Below are 25,939 nucleotides of genomic sequence, written 5' to 3' on the forward strand. Positions count from 1 at the left end.
AGGTGCAGTCCTCGTACGGTGAGAGATAGGACCGTTGCAGTACGTAGTCACTCGGCGGATCGCCCCAGGGGGCGTACGCACGGCCCCTCCGGGGCCCGGCCGGGGCGGGGCCGGGGCGGCGGATTCAGGCCAGCAGACCGTGGTGGGGGAACACCGCTCGGCGGCCGGCGAGGATGGCCTGATCGAGTCGGTCGGCCGGATCGTAACCCGAGTCGAAGTCGCGCCAGGCCGGGCGGGCGCCGTCGGTCATCCGCAGCGGGGCCGGGCGGCGGGTGCGGCGGTAGACCTCGGCGCGCCAGGCCTCGGGGGTCTCGGTGGCCGGGTCGACGGGCCGGCCGGCCGCGGTGGCGACCAGATGGGTCCAGCAGCGCGGGACGACGTCCACGACGGCGTAGCCGCCCCCGCCGGTGGCCACCCAGCGGCCGCCGGTGAGCCGGTGGGCCAGCCCGTGCAGCTCCTCGGCGATCAGCCGCTGGGCGTCCAGGGTGACGGCGAGGTGGGCGAGCGGGTCCTCCAGGTGGGTGTCCGCGCCGTGCTGGGTGACCAGGACCTGCGGCCGGAAGGCGGCGAGCAGTTCGGGCACCAGGGCGTGGAAGGCGCGCAGCCAGCCGGCGTCGCCGGTGCCGGCCGGCAGCGGCAGGTTGGCGGCGGAGCCGGGGGCGTCCGGGCCGCCGGTCTCGGTGGGCCAGCCGGTCTGCGGGAAGAGCGTGGCGGGGTGCTCGTGCAGCGAGACGGTCAGCACCCGGGGGTCGTTCCAGAAGGCCGCCTGGACCCCGTCGCCGTGGTGGACGTCCACGTCGACGTAGGCGACCCGCTCGGCGCCGAGTTCGAGCAGCCGGGCGATGGCCAGGGCCGGGTCGTTGTAGACGCAGAAGCCGGAGGCCTTGCCGGGCATCGCGTGGTGCAGTCCGCCGGCGAAGTTGACGGCGTGCGGTGCCTCGCCGCGCCAGACCGCCTCGGCGGCGGCGACCGACTGGCCGGCGATCAGCGCGGAGGCCGAGTGGATGGCCGGGAAAGCCCAGTTGTCGTCGGTGCCGAGCCCGTGCCGGAGGTCCGACTGCTCGGGGTGGGCGGCAATGTGCCGGACCGCCTCGACGTACTCCTTGGTGTGCACCAGTTGCAGGGTGGAGTCCCCGGCGGGCGGCGCGGACCGGACGGTCACCCCGGGCCCGGCGGCCAGTCCGAGGGCCTCGACCAGGCGCATGGTGAGCGCCAGCCGGGTCGGGTCCATCGGGTGGCCGGGGCCGAAGTCGTAGGCGGTGACGGCCTCGTCCCAGAAGAGGTGCAGGCCGCAGGGGGTGTCACGCTCGGCTTCGGGCATGGCCTCCACCGTAGTGGGTGGGGGCGGCGGGCCTCGCCCGCCCCCACCGTCACGCGGCGGCGGGGGCCAGGGCCGGTGCGGGGGCGAAGCGCTCGGCCAGCGGCAGCACGGCGAGCACCAGCAGCATCGGGGCGAGCAGCGCCCAGCGGTACGAGCTCGCGTCCGCGATCGCCCCGACCAGCGGCGAACCGACCAGGAAGCCCACATAGTTGAAGAGGTTGAGCCGGGCCACGGCGGCGTCCGAGTCAGCCGGGAAGAGCCGGCCGCCGGCCGCGAACACCTGCGGGATGATCGCGCAGATGCCGAAGCCGAGCACGGTGAAGGCGGCGATGCCCGCCCAGGCGGCGGGCGCCAGCGCGGCCAGCCCGAAGCCCAGCGCGGCCAGCGCGGCGCCGAGGCGCACCACCGGCACGGCGCCGAAGCGCTGCACCGCGCGGTCGCCCAGGGCCCGGCCGAGCAGCATCGCGACCATGTAGCCGAGGTAGGAGAGCTTGGCGAGGTCCTCCCGGCTGCCCAGGCCGTCGGTGAGGTACTTGACGCTGTAGTTGGAGACCGAGGCGTCCGCGATGTACGCGAAGGCCATCGCCAGGCACAGCGGCAGCAGCGGGCGCCAGGGGATGGACCGGGCGGCGGCCTCGGCGGCGGCCCGGACGGCGTCGCCGAGTTCGGCCGGTCCGGCGAACCGGGTGCCGGTCAGCACCGCGAGCGGGGCGATCACCGCCGCGGCCGTGCCGAACAGCACCGGCAGCCCCAGGTCGTAGTGCGAGCCGAGGCCGGCGACGGCCGCACCGAGGATGCCGCCGAGGCTGAACGCGGCATGGAAGCCGATCATGATCGAGCGGCCGTAGCGGCGCTGGAGGCCCACCCCGAGCATGTTCATACTGGCGTCCAGTGCCCCGACCAGCAGCCCGAACGCGCCCAGTGCGACGGCGAGTTGCCACAGCGAGTCGCCCAGTCCGGCGCCCGCCAGGCTGAGGCAGACGGCCGGCTGGACGGCCCGCAGGACGGCCCGGGCGCCGGTGCGCTTCACCAGCCGCTCGGAGAGGATCGAGCCCACCCCGGCCAGGACCGGCACCGCGGCCAGGAAGACCGGCAGCAGCCCGTCGCTCAGCCCGTACCGGTGCTGGATCTCCGGGATGCAGGTGACCAGCAGCGCGAAGGTGGTGCCCTGGAGCAGGAAGCTGACGGCGAGCGCGGCCCGCCCGACGCGCAGTCCCGGCGCCGTCGGGGTCGGGACGGACTGCACGGGCGGTGCGGCACTCATCTACGGACCTCCACGCGGCTCGCTACCGGTCGCCCCCGGGCCCGCTACCGGCCGGTAGAACGATGTTGGCCGAGAGCGTAGGCGGTGCGCCGGGTTTGCGGGAGGGGTCGTGCAGGGACTTCCGCCGTGGGCGGCCCCCGGTCACTTCCCGCCGGAGGCCAGCTCCCGGGAGCGGTCCCGGGCCGCCTCCAGGGCGCCCAGCAGCGCGGCCCGCACCCCGTGGTTCTCCAGCTCGCGGATCGCCGCGATGGTGGTGCCGGCCGGGGAGGTGACCGCCTCGCGCAGCTTCACCGGGTGCTCGCCGGAGTCACGCAGCATCACCGAGGCGCCGATCGCGGACTGCACGATCAGGTCGTGCGCCACCTGCCGGGGCAGGCCGAGCAGGATGCCCGCGTCCGTCATCGCCTCGACCAGGAAGTAGAAGTAGGCCGGGCCCGAGCCGGACAGCGCGGTGGCCGCGTCCTGCTGGGACTCCGGCAGCCGCAGCGCCTTGCCGACCGAGCTGAAGATCTCCTCGGCCCGCGCCAGGTGCTCCTCCCGGGCGTGCGAGCCGCCGGAGATGACGCTCATCCCCTCGTCCACCAGCACCGGCGTGTTGGGCATCACCCGGACCACCGGGGTGCCGGCCGCCAGCCGCTCCTCGAACCAGGCGGTCGGGACGCCGGCCGCCGCCGAGATCACCAGCCGGTCCGGGCTGATGTGCGGGGCCAGCTCCTCCAGCAGGGTGCCCATGTCCTGCGGCTTGACCGCGAGGATCAGGGTGTCGGCCAGCTTCGCGGCCTCGGCGTTGGAGACCGCCACCACGCCGTACCGGTCGGCGAGTTCGGCCGCGCGCTCGGGGCGGCGGGCGGTCACCAGGACGTCCGCCGGGTCGGTGCCGGCCCGCAGCAGGCCGGAGAGCAGGGCCTCGCCGATCTTGCCGGTGCCCAGGAAGGCGATCTTCTGTCCGGGTGCTGCGCTGCTGGCCATGGTCCGCTCCTTGCCTCGGTACTGCGGCCATCCTCGCACCGCACGACGGCGCCCGCCGGGACCGTCCGGTCCGTGGGCCGCGCGGCCCCGGGGGCCTTTGCCCCTAGGGAGAAAACTCGGGGGTTTCCCCTATGGCCTCCGGGCCCGGGCAGGCGCACCGTGGAGCCATGGCACACGACGAGATGTCCCGACGTGAGAACCGGCAACTCGCCGCCGCCTCGGCGACGGTGGGCCCGTGGCGGACGGCCGCGGGCGTCGGTGCGGTGGTGGGCGCGACCGCCCTGGGGGTCGAAGCGATCTCCGGGGACTGGTCACTGAGCATGCTGGCCGGACCGGCCGGCTGGGCCCTGTTCTTCGTCGCCCTGGTCGGCACCGTCGGCGGGCAGCTGCGCCGCGACACCACCGACCGGCGGCTGCGCCGCTGGGCCGACGCGCACCCGTGGCAGGCGGCCCTCCCGGCGGCCGGCGGGCTGCTGGCACTGAACACCCTGGCGCAGTACTTCCTGGGCGACGCCGGGCTGTTCGGCTCCTTCTTCATCTCGCTGCTCCCGGCCGGCCTCCTGCTGGTGATCGCCGGGGTGGTGGGCTCGGTGAAGCAGGCCCGCGGCAAGGGTTAGGGGCCTGGGTCGGGGCGGTTTCCGGACAAAATATGGTGAACCCCCGGGCGTCGCGCACGGGTTCACCACATGGTGCGGCCCCGATCGACGAACCGTCACACCCCGTCGGCATACTGGCGCGATGCCGATTGCCGAAGATCCGGAACCACGCCCCTCCGAGGGCAGTGAGCCGGGCGGGTCCGACCCGTCCGGAGCGGGCGGGAAGGACCCGTTCGCCGACCTCGTCCTGGACGAGGAGTTCATCAAGGCCGCCAGCGTGAAGGAGCAGTCCGGGCGCACCCGGATGCTGAGCGCCCGCTGGAAGCACACCCCGCCGGTCGACCCGGGCGGCCGACGCTCGGTCAACGACGGCCCGGCGCCGAAGCGCCGCTTCGGCCGCAAGCCGAAGCTCCAGGTGGTCGACCCCTGGGGCAACCCGCGCCCGGCCCGGCGCCGGCGCGGGCTGGAGTGGCGCACACCGCTGTTCATCGTGCTGACCGTCGCCGTGCTGCTGGCCGCGCTCAACGTCGACGCGCTGCGTACGTGGCTGCACGGGGGCGCCGACGGCTCCTCGGCGAAGGCCTACGCCCCGGTGCCGACCGTCGCCCCGGAGACGGCCCGGCCGACCAGCGCGCCGTCGAAGGCCCCCGAGGAGCAGCCCACGCTGGCCCACCCGTGGGCGGGCTCCCCCGCCGAGGGCTGGCCGACCTCGATGGACGCCTTCGGCCCGAAGGACGCACCGGACGCGATCGGGGTGTTCAGCGCCGAGCAGGTCGCCGCACAGGTGAAGCTGGTGAAGGACTACCTGGCGGCCGCCAACCTGGACCCGAAGGTGATCGCCGGCGCGCGGCCGGACGCCGCGCTGGCCATGCTGAGCCGGGAGAGCCAGGGCAGGATCGGCGCCACGCTGGACAAGCCGTCCAAGGAGCAGGACCCCACGCTGTGGTTCGCCCGGTTCGACCCCCGTGAGGCGATCCAGATCGGTGACTCCGCCAAGGTGCAGGGGCTGATCACCGTGGAGGGCGACGGCGACAAGGGCGTCCTGGTGCACACCGACTTCACCTACGTCTACGCCCTCCGGCCGGGCCCGGACGCCGCCAAGGCCCCCGGATCGGCCCAGCCGTCGACGAAGGCGTCCCAGGCACCCCAGGACGGCACGGCCAAGCCGGTGGGCCTCCTGGTGCCGGCCGACGATGCGGCCGGGGAGACCTGGACCACCCGCACGATCGTGCGCAGGCAGCAGGACTTCCGCTTCTACGACCCGGCCAGGTACCGGGTGGACCGGGCGAAGCTCATGGTCGACAAGTCGGCGACGGACATCGGCAACAGCGCGTGCGACGTCTACGACGGCTTCCTGCACCCGCAGTTCGACCAGTTCGCCGCCCCCGGGCCGGACTCGACCGGCCCCAGGAGCGACCCTTACGACCGCAGCCACGACCTGCCGACGACCGGAGGCGGCGACTGCGGCACGGTCAGCCGCTTCTGACGGTCAGCGCTTGCGCTTCCCGCCGGGTCGGCCGCCGCGGCCGGCCCGGCGCTTCTCGTACTGCTCGACGGCCTTCTGGTGGGCGGCCCGCTTGACCGCCTCGCCGGGGGCCTCGACCAGGCTGCGGGCGAAGTAGGCGGCCAGGCCGCCGGCCCCGCCGATCAGCCAGACCGCGCCGAGCGACTTCTCCTCGGCCATCCAGCCGGTCAGCTGGTCCTTGCCCTCGGTGAGCACCTTCCAGGTGCGCAGGACGGACATCAGCGAGCAGACCGCGATGGCGGCGGTCAGCAGCCCGTTCAGGAAGCCGCCGCCGTCGGAGAGGGCGACGCCCTCGACGCCGAAGCGCAGCACCAGCGCGGCGGCGGCGGTGGCGACCAGCGCGCCGACGGAGACGCCGACCCGGCGCAGCCAGTAGCCGTTGTCCCGGTCGAGCCAGCTGGTGCCGAAGAAGCGGATCGGCTCCGGCTCGGGGGCGCCGGTGGGCTTGGGGGCGGGGGCGGGGGGCTGCTCGGTCACGCCGTCGATTATCACCCGAGCGGCGGTTGTCACCCGAGCGGCAGCGGTGACCCCGCGCCGGGGAGGGCAACGACGGAGGAGCCGCCCCGGACGTCGGGACGGCTCCTCCGTGGGCGGGCGGGCTCAGCCGAGCTTGCTGACGTCCCGGACGGCGCCCTTGTCGGCCGAGGTGGCCATCGCCGCGTAGGCCCGCAGCGCCTGGCTGACCTGGCGGTCGCGGTTCCGCGGCCGGTAGCCGTGCCCGGCCTCCAGCGCGCGGCGGCGCTCGGCGAGGACCTCGGCCGGGACCTCCAGGGAGATCGTCCGGGCCGGGATGTCGATGGCGATGGTGTCGCCGTCCTCGACCAGCGCGATGGTGCCACCGGAGGCCGCCTCCGGGGAGGCGTGGCCGATGGACAGGCCCGAGGTGCCGCCGGAGAAGCGGCCGTCGGTGATCAGCGCGCAGGCCTTGCCCATGCCGCGGCCCTTGAGGAAGGACGTCGGGTAGAGCATCTCCTGCATGCCCGGGCCGCCCTTGGGGCCCTCGTAGCGGATGACGACGACGTCGCCCTCCTTGACCCGCTTGGCGAGGATCGCCTCGACCGCGGCCTCCTGGGACTCGCAGACCACCGCCGGGCCGCTGAACGTCCAGATCGACTCGTCGACGCCGGCCGTCTTCACGATGCAGCCGTCCTCGGCGAGGTTGCCGTAGAGCACGGCGAGGCCGCCCTCGACCGAGTAGGCGTGCTCGACGCTGCGGATGCAGCCGCCGGCGGCGTCGGTGTCCAGCGACTCCCAGCGCTCGGACTGCGAGAAGGCCTCGGCGGAGCGCTTGCAGCCGGGTGCGGCGTGCCACAGCTCGACGGCCTCGGCGGAGGGCGAACCGCCGCGCACGTCCCAGGTCTTGAGCCACTCGGCGAGCGAGTCGGAGTGCACGGTGTGGACGTCCTCGTTGAGCAGCCCGCCGCGGTACAGCTCGCCGAGGATGGCCGGGATGCCGCCGGCCCGGTGCACGTCCTCCATGTAGTACGAGCCGTTGGGCGCGACCTTGGACAGGCAGGGCACCTTGCGGGAGACGGCGTCGATGGCCCGCATGTCGAAGTCCAGCTCGGCCTCCTGGGCGGCGGCGAGCAGGTGCAGGATGGTGTTGGTCGAGCCGCCCATGGCGATGTCCAGGGCCATGGCGTTCTCGAAGGCGGCCCGGCTGGCGATCGCGCGCGGCAGCACCGAGGCGTCGTCCTGGCCGTAGTGGCGGTTGGTGATCTCGACGACCGTTCGCCCGGCCTTCTCGTACAGCGCCCGGCGGGCGGTGTGGGTGGCGAGCACCGAGCCGTTGCCGGGCAGCGAGAGGCCGATCGCCTCGGTGAGGCAGTTCATCGAGTTCGCGGTGAACATGCCGGAGCACGACCCGCAGGTGGGGCAGGCGTTCTCCTCGATGATCGCGATGTCCTCGTCGGAGACGTTCTCGTTGACCGCCTGGGAGATCGCGTCGATCAGGTCCAGCTTGCGCACGGTGCCGTCGACCAGGGTGGCCTTGCCGGCCTCCATCGGGCCGCCGGAGACGAAGACGGTCGGGATGTTGAGGCGCAGCGCGGCCATCAGCATGCCGGGGGTGATCTTGTCGCAGTTGGAGATGCAGATCAGCGCGTCGGCGCAGTGCGCGTTGACCATGTACTCGACCGAGTCGGCGATCAGGTCGCGCGAGGGCAGCGAGTAGAGCATGCCGCCGTGGCCCATCGCGATGCCGTCGTCGACGGCGATGGTGTTGAACTCGCGCGGGATGCCGCCGGCCTCCTTGATCGCCTCGGAGACGATCCGGCCGACCGGCTGGAGGTGGGTGTGCCCCGGGACGAACTCGGTGAAGGAGTTGGCGACCGCGATGATCGGCTTGCCGAAGTCCTCGCGGGCTACGCCGGCGGCCCGGAGAAGCGCCCGGGCGCCTGCCATGTTGCGACCGTGGGTGACCGTACGGGACCTCAGCTCGGGCACTGTGCTCCACTCCTTCGGGGCTCTCGCTGGCGCCCGCCGGTGATCAGGGTGCGGGGGCCGTTGTGGCTTACGAGCCTACGCCCGCCGTCCGGCCGGCGGACGGCGCGTCCGCGATGCGGGCAGCGGACGGCCTCCGGGCAACGGGCGGGCGGCGGGCAGCGGGCGGCGGGCGGCGGGCCCGGGCTCAGTCCTGCTTGACGGCCACGGTGACGTCCAGGCTGAACGGCTCGACCACCAGGCCGTCCGGGAACTCGGCGGTCATCGCCTCCCGCTCGGCGGCCAGCACCGGGGCGCGCTCCTCGGGGCTGAGCGAGGCCAGGTAGGAGCGGGAAGTCAGGTCGGTGAGCACGTGCTCGACGGTGACCTGCCGCTCCCAGTGCAGCACCGCCCGTTCGACCGCGAGGCCGGCCGGGGCGAAGTGCCGGGTGTGGTCGCTGATCCCGCCGTAGCCGCGGTAGTGGTCGGGCAGTGCGGCGGCCAGCCGCTCGGCCCGGGCCCGGACCCACGGCACGGTCTCGTCGTACACGTTCCACCAGGTCGCGACGGCGCCGCCGGGCCGCAGCACCCGGACCGCCTCCGGGACGGCCAGCTCGGGGCGGGTCCAGTGGAAGGCCTGGGCGTAGCTGATCAGGTCGGCGGAGGCGTCGTGGAAGGGCAGGTCGTCGCCGGTGCCGCGGACCATCGGCAGGGTGGGCGAGGAGGCCAGGAACTGGGCGGCCATGCCGCCGCTGGGCTCGACCGCGACGACCTCTGCGCCCCGGGCGGCCAGCAGCCGGGTCGCGATGCCGGTCCCGGCGCCGACGTCCAGGACCCGGGCGCCCTTGAGGCCGCGGCCCCAGAGCCGCTCCACCGTGTCGAACAGCTCGGCCGGGTAGCCGGGCCGCCCCCGGTCGTACTCGGCGGCGACCGCGCCGAAGCTCACGGCGAGGTCCCGGTAGTTCTGGTAGTCCGTCACATTTCCCCCTGTGCACGGCAGTTCACGCCCGTTCGGGCCCGGTGGTCAGCGTACGCGCGAGGGGGTGGCGAGGTGCAAGCGGGTGAAGGCGAGGGCCTCGGCCAGATCGGCCTCGCGTTCGGCGGGGGACGCGGAGCGGCGGGTGTTGACCTCCAGCACCACGTGGCCGTCGAAGCCGGTGCGGGCGAGGTGCTCCAGCAGCTCGGCGCAGGGCTGCTTGCCCCGGCCGGGGATCAGGTGCTCGTCCTTGCCGGAGCCGCTGCCGTCGGCGAGGTGGACGTGGGCGAGCCGGTCGCCCATCCGCTCGACCATGGCGAAGGTGTCGATCCGGGAGGTGGCGACGTGCGAGAGGTCGATGGTGAAGTGCCGGTACTCCTCGTCGGTGACGTCCCAGCCGGGCGCGTACGCCAGCACCTCGCGGTCGCGGTAGCGCCACGGGTACATGTTCTCGACGGCGAAGCGGACGTCGGTCTCGCCCGCCATCCGGTTGATGCCCTCGACGAACTCGCGGGCGTACTGCCGCTGCCAGCGGAACGGCGGGTGCACGACCACAGCACTCGCGCCGAGCTTCTCGGCCGCCGCCCGGGCCCTGACCAGCTTCGTCCACGGGTCAGTGGTCCACACCCGCTGGGTGATCAGCAGGCAGGGGGCGTGCACGGCCAGGATCGGCAGCTGGTGGGCGTCGGAGAGGCGGCGCAGGGCCTCCAGGTCCTGGCTGACCGGGTCGTTCCAGACCATCACCTCGACCCCGTCGTAGCCGAGCTTGGCGGCCAGCTCGAAGGCGACGGCGGTGCTCGCCGGGTACACCGAGGCGGTGGACAGCGCCACCTTGGTGTCCGGGATGTGCAGGGTCGGGTGCGGGGGCAGCACCAGCCGGTCGGTGGTGCGCAGCAGCGGCGGGCGTGCGGCGTCGCGCTTGGCGGCCTTCACCGAGCGGACGGACTGCACGGCGGCCTTGGCGGCGCCGGCGGCCCCGGCGGCGGCCTTCCGCGCCGCGGCCTTCCGGGCCGCGGTCTTCCGGGCCGCGGTCTTCCGGGCGGGGGCCTTGTCGGTCTTGGCGTTCTTGCCGGTCTTGTCGGCCGGGGTCTGCTCGTCGGCGGCCGTCCCGGCGGTGCGCTGCGGCGGCTTGACGCCCTTGACGGTCCCGACCGCTTCGGCGGCCTCGGCGGCCTTGGCGGCCTTGCCGAGACCCGCCTTGCCGCGACCCGACGTACCGCGCCGGCCGCGCGGGTCCGCCGGCCGCGGCTGCCCGTCCGCTCCGGGAGCGCGGCCCTCCTGCGTTCCGTCGTCGCCCGCTGGTTGCACCACGGGAGACAGCGTAAGCGGAGCACGCTCCGAACGGGGGCGGACGCCCGGCGGAGTGACCACCGGCACGCTCCCCCGCTCCTGCGCGAGCGCTCCTGGGCGGGTGCTACCGAGCGGGCGCTACTGGGTGAGCGCGGGGCGGCGCTGGTCGGCGGGGCTGTCCATGGCGTCCAGCTCGCGCAGGATGATGCCCTCGCGCAGCGCCCACGGACAGACGTCCAGCTCCTCCAGCCCGAACAGGTCCATCGCGGCGTCCGCGACCAGTGCCCCGGCCAGCAGCTGCTTGGCCCGGCCCTCGGAGACCCCGGGGATCTGCGCGCGCTCGGCGACGGTCATCGTGGACAGCCGCGGCAGCCAGGCCGCCAGCCCGCTGCGGGTGAGCCGGCGGTCGGTGTACGGGCCGGCGTCGGCGGGGGCGGCGCCGGTCATCCGGGCCAGCTGCTTGAAGGTCTTGGAGGTGGCGACGGCGTGCTGCGGCGGCCCGAGCCGGGAGATCTCGCCGACCACGTGGGCGATCTCGGCGCGGATGTGCCGCCGCAACTCGCGCAGCCCGTCCGGGTCGGCGACGTCCCCGGGCAGCCAGCGGGCGGTCAGCCGCCCGGCGCCGAGCGGCAGCGAGCAGGCGACGTCCGGCTGCTCGTCCAGGCCGCAGGCGATCTCCAGCGAGCCGCCGCCGATGTCCAGGTTGAGCAGTCGGCCCGAGGACCAGCCGAACCAGCGGCGGACGGCCAGGAAGGTGAGCCGGGCCTCGTCCTGACCGGAGAGCACCCGCAGCTCGATCCCGGTCTCGGCGGCGACCCGGCGCAGCACCTGCTCGCCGTTGGCGGCCTCGCGGACGGCCGAGGTGGCGAACGGCAGGATGTCGACCACGCCCTTGTCCTCGGCGACCCGCAGTGAGGAGGCGATGTGCCCGATCAGCCGCTCGACGCCGGCCTCGCCTATCGCGCCGGACTCGTCCAGCAGCTCGGCCAGACGCAGTTCGGCCTTGTGCGAGTACGCGGCCAGCGGGGCGGCACCCGGATGGGCGTCCACCACGAGGAAGTGGACCGTGTTGGAACCTACGTCGAGAACACCGAGTCGCATAACTCTCCACGCTACGCGATCCGGCCGTGGAGGCGATCGGTTGTGACGGTATTCGCGCTGGTCCAGGTCGTTCCCGACCGTTCCGGGTGCGATCGGTGAACACGCTCCGTCGATCGCCGCTCAGTGGCCGCGCGGTCCGGCCCGGCGCTCGGTGCGGCAGTTGGTGTCCACCCAGCGGCGGGCCGGGCCCGGGGTGTCGGTGATCAGGCCGTCGGCGTCCCGGGCGGTCATCAGCTGCCAGGCCTCGTCGCCGTCCAGCGTCCAGACGTAGACCTCGCGCCCGGCCTTGCGCTCGGCCGCGATCCGGGTGGCACTGGCCAGGCCGGTGTCCAGGGCGATCCCGTCCAGCTTGAGGTCCCCCGGGTCCTCGGCGATCGCGCCGCTCTGGATCAGCACCACCGGCAGGGCGGGCGCCACCGCGTGGGCCTGGCGCAGGTGAGCGACCGAGAAGGAGTAGAGGACGACGTGCGCCCGGCTGCCGGCCGCGAGCCGGGCGATCCGGGCGACGTCCTCGGGGCGCTGCCACTTGATCTCCATCAGCAGCGTGGCGCTGCTGCCGGAGAGGCGTTCGAGCAGCTGCTCCAGGGTGGGTACGGGCTGGGCGCCGCCGGGGCCGACCGTCACCCGCAGGGCGGCGATCTGGGCGGCGGTCAGGTCCGCGACGGCGCCCTTGCCGTTGGTGGTGCGGTCCACGGTCGGGTCGTGCATCAGCACCGGGACGCCGTCCCGGGTGGTCTGGACGTCGGTCTCCAGCCAGTCCGCGCCCTGGTCGAGGGCGGTGTCGAAGGAGGCCATGGTGTTCTCGGGCGCGTTGAACGGCGCACCCCGGTGCCCGATCACCACCGGGGACGCGCACACCGACGGCGCGGCGGCCGAGCGGGCCTGCAACGCGGGACCACCGGAGGCGCACCCGGCGGCCAGGACCGAGAGCGCGGCGAGGACGGCGGTCTGGGTGCGGGACGGGGCGGTCACGGCGCGGTGCTCCGGTTTCGGTCGCTTCGGGTCGGCTGGTTCGCGGTCGTCCGATGGTTCGTGGTCATCCGATGGTTCGTGGTCATCTGATCCTTCTGACAGCCCCGCACCGGCCTCCGGTTCCCCGGCCCGCCGGGACCGGCCGGATCGATCCGGCCCGAGGCCGGATCGCCACGGGCTGAGGCCGGATCAGAGCAGGCCGTCCCACAACTGTTCCACGATGACGGCCCACCAGTTCTCCGGATCGCCGTAGACCGTACCGTCCAGCTCCGCCAGCCCCCGCTGCAGGGCGTCCACCGCGGGGCCCGCCGCGGCCGGGTCCAGCCCGCGAAGGGTGGGCCACCACCCGGCGAACAGCTCCAGGCAGCGGACGAAGGCCCGCAGGTCGGCGTTGCAGTGGCGGGCCGTCGCGTAGTCCGGGTCGACGGCCCGGACGGCGCCCTCCGCCCGGTCGAGGGCGATCAGCGCCCAGCCGTCCGTCCCCAGCACCAGCTGCCCGGCCGGCGCCGACCGCTCCCGCCCGGCCGCCCGGGTGCCGCGGCCGAGCGCCGCGAGGTACGGCGCGAGCGGCGGCAGGACGGTGCCCGGGCGGGACCCGTCCGCGATCGCCTCCACGCCCGGGTGGTGCAGCGCGAAGAAACCTTCCACCGCCTTCGGCACCCCGATCGCCAGCAGCAGCGCCGCCGCCTCCCCGGGCAGTTCCGCGCGCACCACGTCCGCCCGGTCGAAGCGCTGCACGCCCGCCGGGCCGAACCTCCGGGCCAACCGCTCCGCCAGAGCGGCGTCCGGCTCCTCCGGCAGCGGCGGCACCGACCGCGGGAACGGCACCCGGTTTCGGCCCGGCCCGTCCGGCTCTGCGGTCAACTCCCGTACGGCGGAGGCCCGGTGGTCGAAGCGCGGGCCGTACGGCAGGTCGAAGTCCAGCCGGGCGTGCGGCAGTTCGGCCGCCAGCGCGTACGACCAGTAGCCGCCGGGCAGGGCCGCCATCCGCAGATCGGTGCGCACCGCCAGCACGTCCTCGGCCGCGACGCCCTGCTCCCGCAGCCACCACCAGCCGCGCAGCGCCGGATGCGGCAGCCCGGCGGCCGACCGCAGCGCCAGCGCGTGGGTGGCACCGGCGCCGTCCCGGTACGTCAGCTCGGCCCGGGCACCCCGGCCGGTGGCCGGCGGGCGGGTCGGGTCGTACCCGCCCGCACCGACGAAGTCCCGGTAGAGCCCGACCACTTCGTCCACCGGCACCGACGGCCACACCGTGAACCGCCCGCTCTCCCGGTCCACCACGGCACACGCCGCCCCGACCTCCCCGGGCGCCCGCCGCTCCCCCGTCCGCGGATCCACCTCCACCCGCGGCGGCTCAGCCCAGACGACCCACCCCAGCTCGAACTCGTGCACGCACACCCGCCGCACCGCCCCGGCACCCTGCGGCAGATCCCCGTTGATCCACCGGTGCCCCGCCTCCACCGCCTGCGCCCGCGCGATCACCCGTCCACCCCCGTCGAACCGACTCCGAACCCCACCATCATCCCGGCCCGCCCGGGTACCGGCGGAGTCCGTCGAAGGAGGACACTGGTAGCGGTCCCGCCCGACGAGAGCCTCCGGAGGAACGGTGAGCGCAGCACCCGTGCACGGCCACCAACCCATCGCCCGCACCCAGGACGCCGTCGCCGCCGCCCTCCCGCCGGCACAGCGGATGGAGTTCTACCGGGAGATGGGAGAGGCCGACGACGAGACGATCGGCGGCGTCCTGCGCCGCTGGTGGCTGCGTGCCCAGCTCTACCGCGACCCGGAGGGCGACCGCATCCACACCGCTGTCCAGGCCGGCACCGCACCGGGCACCCCGGCGTCCGCGGTCCTGCGCCGGCTCGGGGCACTGTGAGCGGCCACGTCGAGGTCCCGGACGAGGACGACCCCGTCACTCTCTCCCCAGCCGTGGAGGAGCTCCTCGGCGACCCGGGCACGACACCCGACCTGTTCTCCGCCATCGTGGCTTTCCTCGTCGACCTCCGTGAGAACGCCTTCCCCCACCTGAGCATGCCGGTGCCGGGCCGGTCCGGCATGCACTCGGCACCGCTGCGCCGGGATCTGGGGCTGGTGGAGTACTCGGTGGACGAAGGGCAGGATCCGCCGCGGATCTACGTCTCCCGCATCCTGCGAGTGGACTGATCGAAGCGCTTCGGCGTGGTCGTCGCACCGCGGTCACCCGGCCACGGCCAGGTCCACCGGGCGGCCCTCGGGGGTGAGGGCGATGGCCCAGAGGCCCTGGGTGGCGGGGTGGAGGGGGGTGGGGCCGCGGCGGGCGAGCTGGTGGTCGAGGTAGGTGACGGTGTCCTGGTGGTTGACGGCGTTCCAGGCGTGCGGGCGGCCGTAGGCGTCGAGGGTGAGCAGGACGGCCTGGGCGCCGTGGCCGGCCCGGCGGAGTTCGTCGGCGAGGCGGGTGAAGGCCTGGCCGCCGTCGCCGAGGTCGCGGAAGGGGGCGCCGAGTTCGCGTTCGGCGCGATCACGCCCGCCGCGTTCGCCGGCGTCGCCCTCGGTGGGGATCCGCGGGGCGGCGCAGGTGGGGCGGCCGGTGTAGGTGTCGACGGCGGAGAGGGCGATCTCCAGGCTGTTGTTGGCCCGGCCGGGTTCGCGATGGCCGTCCGCGTTGACGGCCTCGGCCCAGCCGCCGGCCGCCGGGTCGGGGTGGCGGACCGGGAGGCCGTCCTCGTCGCGGGGCACCCGGCGTTCGAGTTCGGCCTGGTGCTGGGGGTCGACCGGGCCGAGTCCGCCGGGCAGGCCGGAGGGGCGGCTGTCGGCGATGGTGCGCAGCCGGGGTTCGGGACCGTCGGCGAGCGGGCCGCGGCGGGCGCGCAGGGCGAGTTGGAGGGCCATCGCGTGGGCGGTGGCGACCGGGACGGCGCCCCAGGCGAGGGTCGGGTCGGCAAGGGCCGCGGCGGTGTCCCGGCGGCGGCCGTCGGGGTGGTGCGGCTCGGGCCGGCCGAAGACCGGGGTGGTGCCGACGATCGGCGGCTCGGCCGGGGCCGGGGGCGGTGGCGCGGTCGCCGGGCCGTGGATGGCGGGTTGGTGGGGCGCGGCGCCGGACCCGGGGGTCCCGGCCGGGGTGCGGGGCGCGCCGGGCTGCGGTCCGGCGGCCACCGGGGCGCCGACGACCGGTGCGCCGCCCACGACACCACCGCCCACGACACCGCCGCCCACGACACCGCCGGGCGCACCCGTCCCGATGCCGCTGCCGAAGGGGGCGGCCGGGTGCGCGGGGTAGCCGCCGCCGACGGCGAGCGGGCCGGGCCCGACGGTGCCGATCGGGCCCGCCACCGGGTAGCCGCCCGAGTAGGCCGGGGTCCCGAACTGCCCGGGCGCGCCGACCACACCGACCACGCCGACCTGCCGGACGACCGGGGGCGCGTCCGGCGCCGGGCTGTAGCCGGGTCCGCCGGTGGACGGCGGAGCGGCGGGCGCGGGCGGGGCGGCCACGGAGTCGGTCCGTACGGTCACCGGCACGCTGCCGCCACCACCGCCGCCTCCGTTGTGCGAGGGCGCCTGGAGCGGGTAGTCCGCGTCCGACCAGCTCGCCGCCACCGCGCCGCCGCCCTGGTGGGCGGGGGCCGCCGCCCGGACCGCCGACCCGTCGTCCCGGGCGGGCGGCGACCAGTCGGCGGCGGCGGCCGCGGCCCGGTGCGAGCCCCCGTACGGGGGGCCGGCGGCCGGGGCGGCGTCGGCCGCCGGATCGACCGCCGGGGCCGGGGCCGGGACGGCGGCGGGGTCCGCGGTGGGGAGCGCGGCGGAGAGCACTGACGGAACCACGGGCGCGGCGGCCCGGTCCACCGTCGGCACCACCCCCGGCACCTCGGGCCCGTTCTTCGGGTCCTTCGGATCCCGGGGGTCCCGCGGATCGGTCAGGTCGGCCAGCGGCAGCCCGTGCAGCTCCTTGCCCGCCTGGTCGGTGAGCACCGGCTGCCCGTGCGCGTCGAGCCGGACGGCCAGGTCGGCCACCCCGACCACCGGCTTGCCGTCCGGCCCGGTGGTCACGAGCAGCCCGGCGGCGTCGGCGACCGGTCTGCCGTCGGAGCGCAGGATGACCGGCTTGCCGTCCGCGCCGAGGACGGGCTGCCCGTGCTCGTCGAGCTTGACGCTGAGGCCGGGGACGCCGACCAGCGGCTTGCCGTCCTTCCCGGAGAGCACGACCAGTCCGGTGCCGTCCCGGCCGAGCACGCCCGGTTCGCCGAGGGCGGCGGGCAGTCCGGCGGCGAGCGGGTCGAAGCCGCCCGCGGTGCGGTAGGAGGCGGTGGTGACGCCCGACGTGGCGGCCGTGCCGAGGCGCAGCAGGGCGACGGCGGCGGGGTCCTTGAGCGCGGTGGCCAGGGCGTCCTTCATGCCGCGGCCGAGTTCGGCGAGCAGTCCGGCGATCTTGAGGGCCGCGGTCTCCACCGCGACGGCCTCGACGCCCGCGGCGACCTGGGCGGCGGCGGCGTTCTTCACGCCGTCCGCGAAGCCCGCGACGGACTTCTCCAGCCCGCCGAACACCCCGGTCCGCCCGGTCCGGTCGGCGCTGCGGGCGACCTCCGCGGCGGTCCGCTGGACCTTGGCGGCCTGTTCCCCGGCCTGCTCGAGCTCGGCGGCCAGGTTGCGCAGGGTGGCGATGATCTCGGCCTTGCAGCCGTCGACGTCCTGCGCGGCGCTGTCGAAGGCAGTGGCGACCAGCCCGACCGCGGTGTGGGCGTCCGGCAGGCGGCCCTTGCCGCCGTCGCAGTACGTCCGCCAGTACGCGGTGAAGGAGTCGACGGCGTGGCCGGAGTTGTCGGCGGCCACCCGCTGGACGGACTCGCCGCCCCGGCGGGTGATCCGTTCGGCCTCGGCGGCGAACTCGCGCCAGTGCGCGGCCGCCTTGCGCAGGGCGTCCTCGTCGGCCTGCGGCCACGGGTGGCCGGTCCTGGCCAGGAGCGGAACCAGTTCCTCGGGCAGTTTCCGGGTCACGCGCTTCTCCCCCTTCGAGCCGGGCCGTTCAGACCGACATGGACCGAGGGACGGCCGGTGCCGCCCCCGGGGTTGCGCCGGTTCCCGCAGTCGCCGGCGGGCCCTGGTACACGGCGGGCCGGGCGACCGCCCCCGGTGCGTCGCCCGCCGGTCCGACGTTGCCGCCGAAGCCGTCCGCCGTCGTGGTGTCGGTGTCGGTGGTCCGCTCGGCCATGGTGTGCAGCCCGGCCCCGACCTTCCCCACCTGGCCGGCCAAGGCCTTGAGCCCGCCCAGGAGTTCACCGTGCGCCGGGCCGTACACGGCGGCGAAGGCACTGCCCGGCTGGTCGGCGCCCCAGGGGGCGCCGAGCGCGGCGAGGTCCTTCTCCAAGGCGCCGACGGCCTTGCCGAGTTCGCGCCCGAGCTTCTCGAACTCCCGCCCCTCGCCGTGGAGTTCCCAGGGCTTGAGGGCGAACCCGCCGCCATCGCCGTCGGACTTCCCGGTGCTGCCGCCTGCCATCCCCGTACCTCCCCGTAGCGGACCGGCCGCCATCCTAGGCACGCGCCGGGTCGGCTCCGCACCGACCGCCGGACCTCTTCACCCCGCCTTCACCGCGCCCGGTACCCGCCGCCGGCCCGGCCCCGGCACCACCCGTGCCCGCCACGGGCGGCGCCCACCGGCCCGTTCGCCCCCGCGAAGCTCTACCCTTGCCGGGTGGCACCAGCAGAAACGTCCAAGAAGAAGTCCAAGGCGAAGCCCGTGGCCTCCCCCGCCCCCGTCGACCTCGCGATGCCGACCCTGCGCCGCGAGATCCCGCGCGACGAGGTCCCGCTCGACTTCCCGCGCGCCTGGGTCGAGTTCTCCGACCCCGCCGACGAGGAGCAGGTCTTCCGCTGTGACCTGACCTGGCTGACCTCCCGCTGGTCCTGCGTCTTCGGCCAGGGCTGCCACGGCATCCGCGAGGGCCGCGGCGAGTCGGACGGCTGCTGCACGCTGGGCGCCCACTACTCGGACGAGGACGACGAGAAGCGCGTCCTGGGGCACGCGGCCCGGCTGACGCCCGAGCTGTGGGAGAACTTCGCCGAGGGCACCGACGCCAAGGGGCGGATCCGGTCCGACGGCGGCGTCACCATGCTGGACGAGGACGGCGACCGCCAGACCCGCCGGGTCGACGGCGCCTGCATCTTCGTGAACAGCCCGGACTTCGCGGGCGGCGGCGGCTGCGCCCTGCACGCGCTCGCCCTCAAGGAGGGCCGCGAGCCGCTGGAGACCAAGCCGGACGTCTGCTGGCAGCTGCCGGTCCGCCGCACCTACGACTGGATCGACCGCCCGGACGACACCCGCTACCTCCAAGTGACGATCGGCGAGTACGACCGCCGCGGCTGGGGCCCTGGCGGCCACGACCTGCACTGGTGGTGCACCGGGGCCCCGGCCGCGCACCAGGGCGCGGTGCCGGTGTACGTCAGCTACCGTCCGGAGCTCACCGAGCTGATGGGCAAGGCGGCGTACGGCGTGCTGGCCGGGCTGTGCGAGGAGCGGATCGCCACCAAGGGCGACCGCAAGGTGGCTCCGCACCCGGCGGACCCGGTCAAGAAGGCCAAGGACAAGAAGTAGCGGCCGCGGGCCCGGTCCCTTCCGGGGAGCCGGGCCGCCCGCCGGTCGGTCGATCGGCCCCGTAGGTAGACCGGTCGGTCCATTGGTCCTGTAGGTAGACCGGTCGGTCCACTTGCCCCGTAGGTAGACCGGTCGGTCCACTTGCCCCGTAGGTAGACCGGTCGGTCCACTTGCCCCGTAAGTAGACCGGTCGGTCCACCGGCCCCGTAGATAGACCGGTCGGTCCACTTGCTACTTGTCGATGTCCCCGACCACGAAGAACATCGACCCGAGGATCGCCACCATGTCGGCGACCAGCGTCCCGGGCAGCAGCTCGGTCAGCGCCTGGATGTTGTTGAAGGACGCCGAGCGCAGCTTGAGCCGCCACGGTGTCTTGTCGCCGCGCGAGACCAGGTAGTAGCCGTTGACCCCGAGCGGGTTCTCGGTCCACGCGTAGGTGCTGCCCTCGGGCGCCTTGAGCACCTTGGGCAGCCGCTGGTTGACCGGGCCGGGCGGCAGGGTGGCCAGCTTGTCGAGGCAGGCGTCGGCGAGGTCCAGCGAGTTGAGGGTCTGCTCCAGCAGGCACTCGAAGCGGGCGAGGCAGTCGCCCTCCTCGCGGGTGACGACGGTGAGCACCTGCCGCAGTTCCTCGGAGCCGTACGCGAGGTAGGGCTCGTCGCGGCGCAGGTCGAAGTCGAGGCCGCTGGCCCGGGCGATCGGGCCGCTGACCCCGTACACCTGGGCCTGGGCCGCGGTGAGGACGCCGACGCCGGCGGTGCGGGCGCGGAAGATCTCGTTGCCGAGGACGAGGTCCTCGAAGACGGGCAGCTGCGAGCGGACGGTGGCGACGGCGGTGCGGACCCGGCCGAGCCAGCCGGCCGGGAGTTCCTCCTTGAGGCCGCCGACCCGGTTGAACATGTAGTGCATCCGGCCGCCGGAGGCCTCCTCCAGCACGTGCTGGAGGTCCTCGCGGCCGGTGAAGGCGTGGAAGATCGGGGTGATCCCGCCCAGTTCCAGCGGGTAGGAGCCGAGGAACATCAGGTGGTTGAGCACCCGGTTGAGTTCGGCGAGCAGGGTGCGGATCCAGACCGCCCGCTCGGGGACCTCCATGCCGAGCATCCGCTCCACACCGAGCACGACGCCGAGTTCGTTGGAGAAGGCGGAGAGCCAGTCGTGCCGGTTGGCCAGCATGATGATCTGCCGGTAGTCGCGGGCCTCGAACAGCTTCTCCGCGCCGCGGTGCATGTAGCCGATCACCGGCTCGGCGGTGACGATCCGCTCGCCGTCGAGCAGCAGGCGCAGCCGCAGCACGCCGTGGGTGGCCGGGTGCTGCGGGCCGATGTTGAGCACCATGTCGGTGGTGCCCGCCCCGCCGGTGAAGTTCTCGGCTCCCGCCCCGATGCCGACCGTGGTCTCCCTCATGACCCCAGAGTCTGCCATCCCGGCAGCAGCTCCAAGCTCCGCGGTACCGGCATGTGGACGGCCTGCAGGACCCACCCGAAGGCGCCCAGCCCGGCCGGGTCGGTGAGTTCGGCCCCCTCCCCCGCGCCGCTCAGTGCCCGCAGGTAGCCGACCGGGTCGGTGGAGGCGAGCGCCAGCGGCGGGCGTCCGCCGCTGACCCCGAGCGCGCGCAGGGCCTCGCGCTGCGTCGTCCACAGGCTGTGGAGACCGGGCACGGCGACGGCGTCCAGCGCGACGTGCGCGGTCACGTCGCGGGAGCCGTCCGGCACCGGGGCCACCTCCCGGCCGTCCCGGAAGCCGGTGAAGGTCCCGAAGGGCGGGCGCCGCCCGGCCGTGTGCCCGTAGTCGACGGCGACGGCCAGTCCGCGCTCCAGCCCGGCCACGGCCCGGGCCCAGGCGGCGTCCCGGGGCGCGCCGAACTCCACCACGTCCCCGGGCGCGGAGGCGGGCCACCAGCGTTCGGCCCAGGCCGCGTCGGCCGCCGAGACCGGTTCGCCGAGGCGCTCCGCACCGGTCGCGGTGTCCACCTCGCGGTAGCGCAGCACCCCGTCCCCGTCGACCTCCCCGGCGTCCAGCGGCACGTTGTCCAGCCACTCGTTGGCGAACAGCAGCCCGGTCACGCCGCGCGGCGGCTCCGTCGTCCACAGGGCTGTGGACGGAAGTCCGGGCGGGCGCTCCGCGATCTCCACGCCGTACGGGCGCAGCCGCGCGAGCACCGCGGCGGGCAGTTCGGCCAGCACGCCGGCCAGCAGCTCCCCGCGCCCGGCCCCGACGTCGATCAGGGCCAGCTCCTCCGGACGACCGAGGGCCTCGTCAACCTCCAGCAGCAGGCGCGCCACCGCACGGGCGAACCTCGGCGAGGCGTGCACCGAGGTGCGGAAGTGCCCGGCCGGGCCCTCCGGCCTGCGGTAGAAGCCGCCGTCCTGGTCGTACAGGGCCCGTTCCATGGCGGGCGCCCACCGCATCCACGTCATGGGCCCGGACGCTACCGGGCTCCGGGCGACCCCTCCCAACCGGAGCCCGGCCGTCTCCGACCTACGGAGTAGGACGGATCGCCCTACCGGCGGACCTGGGCACCACGCGCGACTGCCTAGGCTGGAGACGTGCATCGACTCAACGCCTGGCTCCGCCGTCACCCCATGGTGGTCGACGCCGTCTGGGCGTCGATGATCCTCTTCCTCGGCCTGATCCCGAACGGCACCGAGGACAACTGGCCGTACACCCCCGAAGTCATCATCGCGGTGCTGCTGCCGCTGCTGATGGTCTTCCGGCGGCGCCACCCGGACGTCACGGTCGCCACGGCCACCGGCCTCGGGCTCGGCCAGGTGCTCGCCGACGTCGAACCGGGCGCCTCCTCCATCGCCTACCTGGTCTTCGCCTACACCGGCGCCGCCTTCGGCCAGAAGTGGACCTCCCGGCTCGCCCTGGTGGCCGGCCTGGCCGCCGGGCCGCTGGAGTTCTGGCGGCTGCACCCGACCAAGACGGTCTCCACCGGTTCCGGGCACTACGTCTCCCGCCCGTTCGGTTTCGGCGAGGCGCTGCTGTACGCCCTGCTGATGAGCACCCCGTTCATCCTCTGCTGGGCCTGGGGCCGGCTGACCAGGGTGCGCCGCGCCTACCTGACCGAGCTGGAGGACCGCGCGGCCCGGCTGGAGCGGGAGCGGGACGCCCAGGCCAAGGTCGCGGTCGCGGCCGAACGGGCCCGGATCGCCCGCGAACTGCACGACGTGGTCGCGCACAACGTGTCGGTGATGATCGTCCAGGCCGACGGCGCCGCCTACGTGCTGGACAACTCCCCGCAGCAGGCGAAGGAGGCGCTCGGCACGATCGCCTCCACCGGGCGGCAGGCCCTGGTCGAGATGCGCCGCCTGCTGGGTGTGCTGCGCACCGCCGACACCGCCGAGGAGTACGTCCCGCAGCCGGGCGTCGAGGAGCTGCCGGACCTGCTGGAGCAGGTCCGCACCGCCGGGCTGGCGGTCGACTACGCGACCTCCGGCCACCCGCGCGAGCTGCCGCGCGGCGTCGAGCTGACGGTCTACCGGATCGTCCAGGAGGCGCTCACCAACGTCCGCAAGCACGGCGGCCCCGATGTGCACGCCCGGGTCGCGGTCGACTTCGGCGAACGCGAGCTGGCCGTCCTGGTGGAGGACGACGGCCGCGGCAGCACCGACGAACAACTGGCCGCCGGCGGCACGGACGGTCTGGGCCACGGCCTGATCGGCATGCGCGAGCGGGTCGGCATGGTCAGCGGCAGCCTCGACGTGGGCCCCCGCCCCGGCGGCGGCTTCCGGATCCGCGCCGTCCTCCCGCTCAAGGCGGCACACTAGCCCTCCGCCCCCTGTTAGGAGCCACCTTGACCATCCGCGTGATGCTCGTCGACGACCAGGAGCTGCTGCGCACCGGCTTCCGGATGATCCTCCAGTCGCAGGGCGACATCGAGATCGCCGCCGAGGCGGGCGACGGCGCCCAGGCCCTGGACCTGCTGCGGCACACGCAGGTGGACGTGATCCTGATGGACGTCCGGATGCCACGCCTGGACGGGGTGCAGGCGACCCGCCGGATCTGCCTGGCCGAGGACGGCAGCCCGCTGCCGAACGCCCCGCACGTGCTCATCCTCACCACCTTCGACCTGGACGAGTACGCCTTCGCCGCGCTCAAGGCCGGGGCCAGCGGCTTCCTGCTCAAGGACGTCCCGCCGACCGAGCTGGTGGCCGCGATCCGCGCGGTGCACGGCGGGGACGCGGTGGTCGCCCCGACCACCACCCGCCGGATGATCGACCGCTTCGCGGAGGTGCTGCCGACCCCCCAGAGCGCGCCCGGCTCGGACGTCCTGGGCCCGCTGACCGAGCGGGAGCGGGAGGTGTTCCTGCTGGTCGCCCAGGGCCTGTCGAACGGCGAGATCGCGGCCCGGCTGGTGCTCTCGGAGGCCACCGTGAAGACCCACGTCGGCCGGATCCTGGCCAAGCTGGGGCTGCGCGACCGGGTCCAGGCGGTGGTGCTGGCGTACGAGGCCGGACTGATCCGGGCCGGGGCCTCGGACTAGGAACGACCGCCGGGGCCGCCCGTACACTGGGGCGGTACGTCCGGTACCCGCAGGTGGACCGGAACGGTCATTCAGGACAAGGGTGGACATGGGTTCGTCCGACTTCGCCGACTTCGGCGAGTTCGCCCCGCTCGCCGACGGCCTCGGTGATCCCCGCGACCCCGGCAACCGGCCGGCCCGGCTCGCCGTCGGCGTGATCGGCACCGGCCGGGTCGGCCCCGCGCTGGGCGCCGCCCTGCAGCTCGCCGGGCACACCGTGGTCGCCGCCTCCGGGGTGTCCGCCACCTCCCGCCGCCGCGCCGAGTCCCTGCTGCCGGGCGTGCGGATCGTCACCCCGCCGCAGGTCATGGCCGCCGCCGACCTGGTGCTGCTGACCGTCCCGGACGACGCGCTGGCCGACCTGGTGGCCGGTCTGGCCGCCACCGGGTCGGTGCGCCCCGGGCAGCTGCTGGTGCACACCTCCGGTGCGCACGGCGTCGGCATCCTGGAGCCCGCCACCCGGGCCGGGGCGCTGCCGCTGGCCCTGCACCCGGCGATGACCTTCGCCGGCACCTCCGTGGACCTGGCCCGGCTGGCCGGCTGCCCGTTCGGGGTGACCGCCCCCGAGGAGCTGCGGCCGGTCGCCGAGGCGCTGGTGGTGGAGATGGGCGGCGAGCCCGAGTGGGTGCCCGAGGAGGTCCGTCCGCTCTACCACACCGCCCTCGCGCACGGCGCGAACCACCTGGTCACCCTGGTCGCCCAGGCGATGGACCTGCTGCGCACGGCCGGCGTCGCCGAGCCCGGCCGGATGCTCGGCCCGCTGCTCGGCGCGGCCCTGGACAACAGCCTGCGCTCCGGCGACGCGGCCCTCACCGGCCCGGTCGCCCGGGGCGACGCGGGCACCGTACGGCGCCACCTGGCGCAGCTCAGTACGGTGTCCCCGGACATCCCGGCGGCCTACCGCGCGATGGCCCGTGCCACCGCGCAGCGGGCGCTCGCCAACGGGACGATCGACGACGCGTCGGCGGCGGAACTGCTGGACGTACTGAACGAGGAGAAGCGCGATGGCACGCGGTAAGCAGCCGAACAAGCCCCAGCGGGCGCCGAAGGTCCACCGGGCCGTCGTCACCCACACCGTGGACGACTTCGAGGCCGTGTTCTGGCCGGACGAGAGCCCGGTGGACAACGCCGTGGTGATGACCATGGGCGCCCTGCACGAGGGCCACGCCGCGCTGATCCGGGCCGCCCGCAAGCAGGTCGGCCGGGAGGGCCGGGTCGCGGTGACGGTCTTCGTCAACCCGCTGCAGTTCGGCCCGTCCGAGGACCTGGACCGCTACCCGCGCACCCTCGACGCCGACGTGAAGCTGGCCGAGGAGAACGGCGCCGACGTGGTGTTCGCGCCCACCGTCGAGGAGGTCTACCCGAACGGCGAGCCGCAGGTGCGCCTGGCGGCCGGCCCGATGGGCGAGCGCTTCGAGGGCGCCACCCGCCCCGGCCACTTCGACGGGGTGCTGACCGTCGTCGCCAAGCTGCTGCACATCACCGACCCGGACTTCGCCTTCTTCGGCGAGAAGGACGCCCAGCAGCTGGCGCTCATCCAGCGGATGGTCGCCGACCTGGACTTCGACGTCGAGATCGTCGGCGTGCCGACCGTCCGCGAGGAGGACGGCCTGGCGCTGTCCTCGCGCAACCGCTTCCTCTCCGAGGAGGAGCGCGACCGCGCCCTCACCCTGTCCAAGGCCCTGTTCGCCGGCCGGGACGTCGCCGCGCAGGGCCCGAAGGCCGTGCGCGAGGCCGCCTCCGCCGTCCTGGACGGCGCCGAGGGCGTCACCCCCGACTACCTCGCCCTGATCGACCCGCACGACTTCTCCGAGGCGGCGGACGACTTCCAGGGCGAGGCGGTGCTGGCCGTCGCCGCGAAGGTGGGCTCGACCCGCCTGATCGACAACGTTCGCATCATCGTTCGCTGAACACCGGCAGCAAGATCCCTTTTCAGGCATGCACTCACAGGAGGCGTGACCCGCAATGCTCCGCACCATGCTCAAGTCCAAGATCCACCGGGCCACCGTGACCCAGGCCGACCTGCACTACGTCGGCTCGGTCACGGTGGACGAGGACCTCCTCGACGCCGCCGACCTGCTCCCCGGCGAGCTGGTCCACATCGTCGACATCAACAACGGCGCCCGGCTGGAGACGTACACCATCGCCGGCCCGCGCGGCACCGGCGTGATCGGCATCAACGGCGCCGCCGCCCGCCTGGTCCACCCGGGCGACCTCGTCATACTCATCGCCTACGGGCAGATGGACACGGCCGAGGCCAAGGGCTACGAGCCGAAGGTCGTCTTCGTGGACGAGCGGAACCGGATCACCGGCTTCGGCGGCGACCCCGCCGAGGCACCGGAGGGCAGCGGACTGCTGCGCGGTGACGAGGCGTACCGTGACGAGGACGGCGCGGCCACCACGGCCACGCGCTGAAGGAG

Annotated in this window: 24 protein-coding genes; 10 read left to right on the top strand and 14 right to left on the bottom strand. The window is 74.7% G+C overall.

Annotation, left to right across the window (positions count from 1 at the left end):
• Positions 1 to 124 precede the first annotated feature (124 nt).
• The 3 genes from ABTY61_RS27055 to proC all read right to left on the bottom strand — a co-directional run bounded on the left by ABTY61_RS27055 (position 125) and on the right by proC (position 3,554).
• Positions 125 to 1,321, bottom strand: a complete 1,197-nt coding sequence (locus ABTY61_RS27055; protein ID WP_350507680.1) for an acetoin utilization protein AcuC — start codon at positions 1,319 to 1,321, stop codon at positions 125 to 127.
• 49 nt (positions 1,322 to 1,370) lie between these two features.
• Entirely contained in the window at positions 1,371 to 2,585 is a 1,215-nt protein-coding gene (locus ABTY61_RS27060; RefSeq protein WP_350507681.1) for an MFS transporter, read from the bottom strand.
• Positions 2,586 to 2,726: 141 nt separating this feature from the next.
• A complete protein-coding gene (gene proC / locus ABTY61_RS27065; protein ID WP_350507682.1) occupies positions 2,727 to 3,554 on the bottom strand; it encodes a pyrroline-5-carboxylate reductase in 828 nt (275 codons plus the stop codon).
• 167 nt (positions 3,555 to 3,721) lie between these two features.
• Between proC and ABTY61_RS27070 the strand changes: the two genes are divergently transcribed.
• Positions 3,722 to 4,171, top strand: a complete 450-nt coding sequence (locus tag ABTY61_RS27070; RefSeq protein ID WP_350507683.1) for a hypothetical protein — start codon at positions 3,722 to 3,724, stop codon at positions 4,169 to 4,171.
• Between the two features lie 121 nt (positions 4,172 to 4,292).
• A complete protein-coding gene (locus tag ABTY61_RS27075; protein WP_350507684.1) occupies positions 4,293 to 5,636 on the top strand; it encodes an SCO2583/SCO2584 N-terminal domain-containing protein in 1,344 nt (447 codons plus the stop codon).
• Positions 5,637 to 5,639: 3 nt separating this feature from the next.
• Here ABTY61_RS27075 and ABTY61_RS27080 read toward each other — a convergent pair whose 3' ends face one another.
• The 7 genes from ABTY61_RS27080 to ABTY61_RS27110 all read right to left on the bottom strand — a co-directional run bounded on the left by ABTY61_RS27080 (position 5,640) and on the right by ABTY61_RS27110 (position 13,917).
• Complete coding sequence (locus ABTY61_RS27080; protein ID WP_350507685.1) at positions 5,640 to 6,152, bottom strand: EamA/RhaT family transporter; 513 nt, start codon at positions 6,150 to 6,152, stop codon at positions 5,640 to 5,642.
• Between the two features lie 123 nt (positions 6,153 to 6,275).
• Positions 6,276 to 8,120 (bottom strand): dihydroxy-acid dehydratase, encoded by a 1,845-nt coding sequence (gene ilvD, locus ABTY61_RS27085; RefSeq protein WP_350507686.1) that lies wholly within the window; start codon positions 8,118 to 8,120, stop codon positions 6,276 to 6,278.
• 184 nt (positions 8,121 to 8,304) lie between these two features.
• The gene (locus ABTY61_RS27090) at positions 8,305 to 9,075 is read right to left on the bottom strand and encodes a class I SAM-dependent methyltransferase (protein WP_350507687.1); all 771 of its coding nucleotides are present in this window, start codon (positions 9,073 to 9,075) and stop codon (positions 8,305 to 8,307) included.
• Between the two features lie 45 nt (positions 9,076 to 9,120).
• Positions 9,121 to 9,924: a sugar phosphate isomerase/epimerase family protein gene (locus tag ABTY61_RS27095; RefSeq protein ID WP_350507752.1), complete on the bottom strand. Its 804-nt coding sequence runs from the start codon at positions 9,922 to 9,924 to the stop codon at positions 9,121 to 9,123.
• 576 nt (positions 9,925 to 10,500) lie between these two features.
• On the bottom strand, positions 10,501 to 11,463 hold the full coding sequence (locus ABTY61_RS27100; RefSeq protein ID WP_350507688.1) for a Ppx/GppA family phosphatase: 963 nt from the start codon (positions 11,461 to 11,463) through the stop codon (positions 10,501 to 10,503).
• Between the two features lie 120 nt (positions 11,464 to 11,583).
• The gene (locus ABTY61_RS27105; protein WP_350507689.1) at positions 11,584 to 12,435 is read right to left on the bottom strand and encodes a glycerophosphodiester phosphodiesterase; all 852 of its coding nucleotides are present in this window, start codon (positions 12,433 to 12,435) and stop codon (positions 11,584 to 11,586) included.
• Between the two features lie 189 nt (positions 12,436 to 12,624).
• Complete coding sequence (locus ABTY61_RS27110) at positions 12,625 to 13,917, bottom strand: SUKH-4 family immunity protein (RefSeq protein WP_350507690.1); 1,293 nt, start codon at positions 13,915 to 13,917, stop codon at positions 12,625 to 12,627.
• 124 nt (positions 13,918 to 14,041) lie between these two features.
• Between ABTY61_RS27110 and ABTY61_RS27115 the strand changes: the two genes are divergently transcribed.
• Positions 14,042 to 14,311, top strand: a complete 270-nt coding sequence (locus ABTY61_RS27115) for a hypothetical protein (protein WP_350507691.1) — start codon at positions 14,042 to 14,044, stop codon at positions 14,309 to 14,311.
• A complete protein-coding gene (locus ABTY61_RS27120; protein WP_350507692.1) occupies positions 14,308 to 14,598 on the top strand; it encodes a hypothetical protein in 291 nt (96 codons plus the stop codon). Before ABTY61_RS27115 ends, ABTY61_RS27120 begins: the two co-directional genes overlap by 4 nt.
• A gap of 33 nt (positions 14,599 to 14,631) precedes the next feature.
• On the opposite strand, the gene ABTY61_RS27125 is transcribed toward ABTY61_RS27120, so the two are convergent.
• On the bottom strand, positions 14,632 to 17,403 hold the full coding sequence (locus ABTY61_RS27125) for a toxin glutamine deamidase domain-containing protein (RefSeq protein ID WP_350507693.1): 2,772 nt from the start codon (positions 17,401 to 17,403) through the stop codon (positions 14,632 to 14,634).
• A gap of 28 nt (positions 17,404 to 17,431) precedes the next feature.
• Positions 17,432 to 17,902 (bottom strand): hypothetical protein, encoded by a 471-nt coding sequence (locus ABTY61_RS27130; protein ID WP_350507694.1) that lies wholly within the window; start codon positions 17,900 to 17,902, stop codon positions 17,432 to 17,434.
• Between the two features lie 270 nt (positions 17,903 to 18,172).
• Between ABTY61_RS27130 and ABTY61_RS27135 the strand changes: the two genes are divergently transcribed.
• Positions 18,173 to 18,997, top strand: coding sequence for a DUF3109 family protein (locus tag ABTY61_RS27135; protein WP_350507753.1), 825 nt, complete (start codon positions 18,173 to 18,175; stop codon positions 18,995 to 18,997).
• A 231-nt stretch (positions 18,998 to 19,228) separates the two neighbouring features.
• Here ABTY61_RS27135 and ABTY61_RS27140 read toward each other — a convergent pair whose 3' ends face one another.
• Both ABTY61_RS27140 and ABTY61_RS27145 read right to left on the bottom strand, forming a co-directional pair.
• Positions 19,229 to 20,398 carry an NADH-quinone oxidoreductase subunit D gene (locus ABTY61_RS27140; protein ID WP_350507695.1) on the bottom strand — a complete coding sequence of 390 codons (1,170 nt, stop codon included), beginning with the start codon at positions 20,396 to 20,398 and terminating at the stop codon, positions 19,229 to 19,231.
• Positions 20,395 to 21,411, bottom strand: coding sequence for an SAM-dependent methyltransferase (locus ABTY61_RS27145; protein WP_350507696.1), 1,017 nt, complete (start codon positions 21,409 to 21,411; stop codon positions 20,395 to 20,397). Before ABTY61_RS27145 ends, ABTY61_RS27140 begins: the two co-directional genes overlap by 4 nt.
• A 129-nt stretch (positions 21,412 to 21,540) precedes the next feature.
• Here ABTY61_RS27145 and ABTY61_RS27150 point away from each other — a divergent pair, with 129 nt between their 5' ends.
• The 5 genes from ABTY61_RS27150 (at position 21,541) to panD (ending at position 25,934) form a co-directional block, all read left to right on the top strand.
• Positions 21,541 to 22,764 carry a sensor histidine kinase gene (locus tag ABTY61_RS27150; protein ID WP_350507697.1) on the top strand — a complete coding sequence of 408 codons (1,224 nt, stop codon included), beginning with the start codon at positions 21,541 to 21,543 and terminating at the stop codon, positions 22,762 to 22,764.
• 26 nt (positions 22,765 to 22,790) lie between these two features.
• A complete protein-coding gene (locus ABTY61_RS27155; protein WP_350507698.1) occupies positions 22,791 to 23,480 on the top strand; it encodes a response regulator in 690 nt (229 codons plus the stop codon).
• Between the two features lie 88 nt (positions 23,481 to 23,568).
• Positions 23,569 to 24,537 carry a Rossmann-like and DUF2520 domain-containing protein gene (locus ABTY61_RS27160; RefSeq protein ID WP_350507699.1) on the top strand — a complete coding sequence of 323 codons (969 nt, stop codon included), beginning with the start codon at positions 23,569 to 23,571 and terminating at the stop codon, positions 24,535 to 24,537.
• Positions 24,524 to 25,429: a pantoate--beta-alanine ligase gene (gene panC / locus ABTY61_RS27165; RefSeq protein ID WP_350507700.1), complete on the top strand. Its 906-nt coding sequence runs from the start codon at positions 24,524 to 24,526 to the stop codon at positions 25,427 to 25,429. The genes ABTY61_RS27160 and panC overlap by 14 nt, the downstream gene beginning before the upstream one ends.
• A gap of 55 nt (positions 25,430 to 25,484) precedes the next feature.
• Positions 25,485 to 25,934: an aspartate 1-decarboxylase gene (gene panD / locus ABTY61_RS27170; RefSeq protein ID WP_350507701.1), complete on the top strand. Its 450-nt coding sequence runs from the start codon at positions 25,485 to 25,487 to the stop codon at positions 25,932 to 25,934.
• The last annotated feature ends 5 nt before the right edge of the window (positions 25,935 to 25,939 follow it).

Origin of the sequence: Kitasatospora sp. NPDC096128 (assembly GCF_040303105.1) — a bacterium.
Classification (GTDB): domain Bacteria; phylum Actinomycetota; class Actinomycetes; order Streptomycetales; family Streptomycetaceae; genus Kitasatospora.

Bases quoted from the DNA above. Each gene is read 5' to 3' on its own strand.
- ABTY61_RS27055 (WP_350507680.1), bottom strand. From the start codon at position 1,321: ATGCCCGAAGCCGAGCGTGACACCCCCTGCGGCCTGCACCTCTTCTGG.
- ABTY61_RS27060 (WP_350507681.1), bottom strand. From the start codon at position 2,585: ATGAGTGCCGCACCGCCCGTGCAGTCCGTCCCGACCCCGACGGCGCCG.
- proC (WP_350507682.1), bottom strand. From the start codon at position 3,554: ATGGCCAGCAGCGCAGCACCCGGACAGAAGATCGCCTTCCTGGGCACC.
- ABTY61_RS27070 (WP_350507683.1), top strand. From the start codon at position 3,722: ATGGCACACGACGAGATGTCCCGACGTGAGAACCGGCAACTCGCCGCC.
- ABTY61_RS27075 (WP_350507684.1), top strand. From the start codon at position 4,293: ATGCCGATTGCCGAAGATCCGGAACCACGCCCCTCCGAGGGCAGTGAG.
- ABTY61_RS27100 (WP_350507688.1), bottom strand. From the start codon at position 11,463: ATGCGACTCGGTGTTCTCGACGTAGGTTCCAACACGGTCCACTTCCTC.
- ABTY61_RS27130 (WP_350507694.1), bottom strand. From the start codon at position 17,902: ATGGCAGGCGGCAGCACCGGGAAGTCCGACGGCGATGGCGGCGGGTTC.
- ABTY61_RS27135 (WP_350507753.1), top strand. From the start codon at position 18,173: ATGCCGACCCTGCGCCGCGAGATCCCGCGCGACGAGGTCCCGCTCGAC.
- ABTY61_RS27140 (WP_350507695.1), bottom strand. From the start codon at position 20,398: ATGAGGGAGACCACGGTCGGCATCGGGGCGGGAGCCGAGAACTTCACC.
- ABTY61_RS27145 (WP_350507696.1), bottom strand. From the start codon at position 21,411: ATGACGTGGATGCGGTGGGCGCCCGCCATGGAACGGGCCCTGTACGAC.
- ABTY61_RS27160 (WP_350507699.1), top strand. From the start codon at position 23,569: ATGGGTTCGTCCGACTTCGCCGACTTCGGCGAGTTCGCCCCGCTCGCC.
- panC (WP_350507700.1), top strand. From the start codon at position 24,524: ATGGCACGCGGTAAGCAGCCGAACAAGCCCCAGCGGGCGCCGAAGGTC.
- panD (WP_350507701.1), top strand. From the start codon at position 25,485: ATGCTCCGCACCATGCTCAAGTCCAAGATCCACCGGGCCACCGTGACC.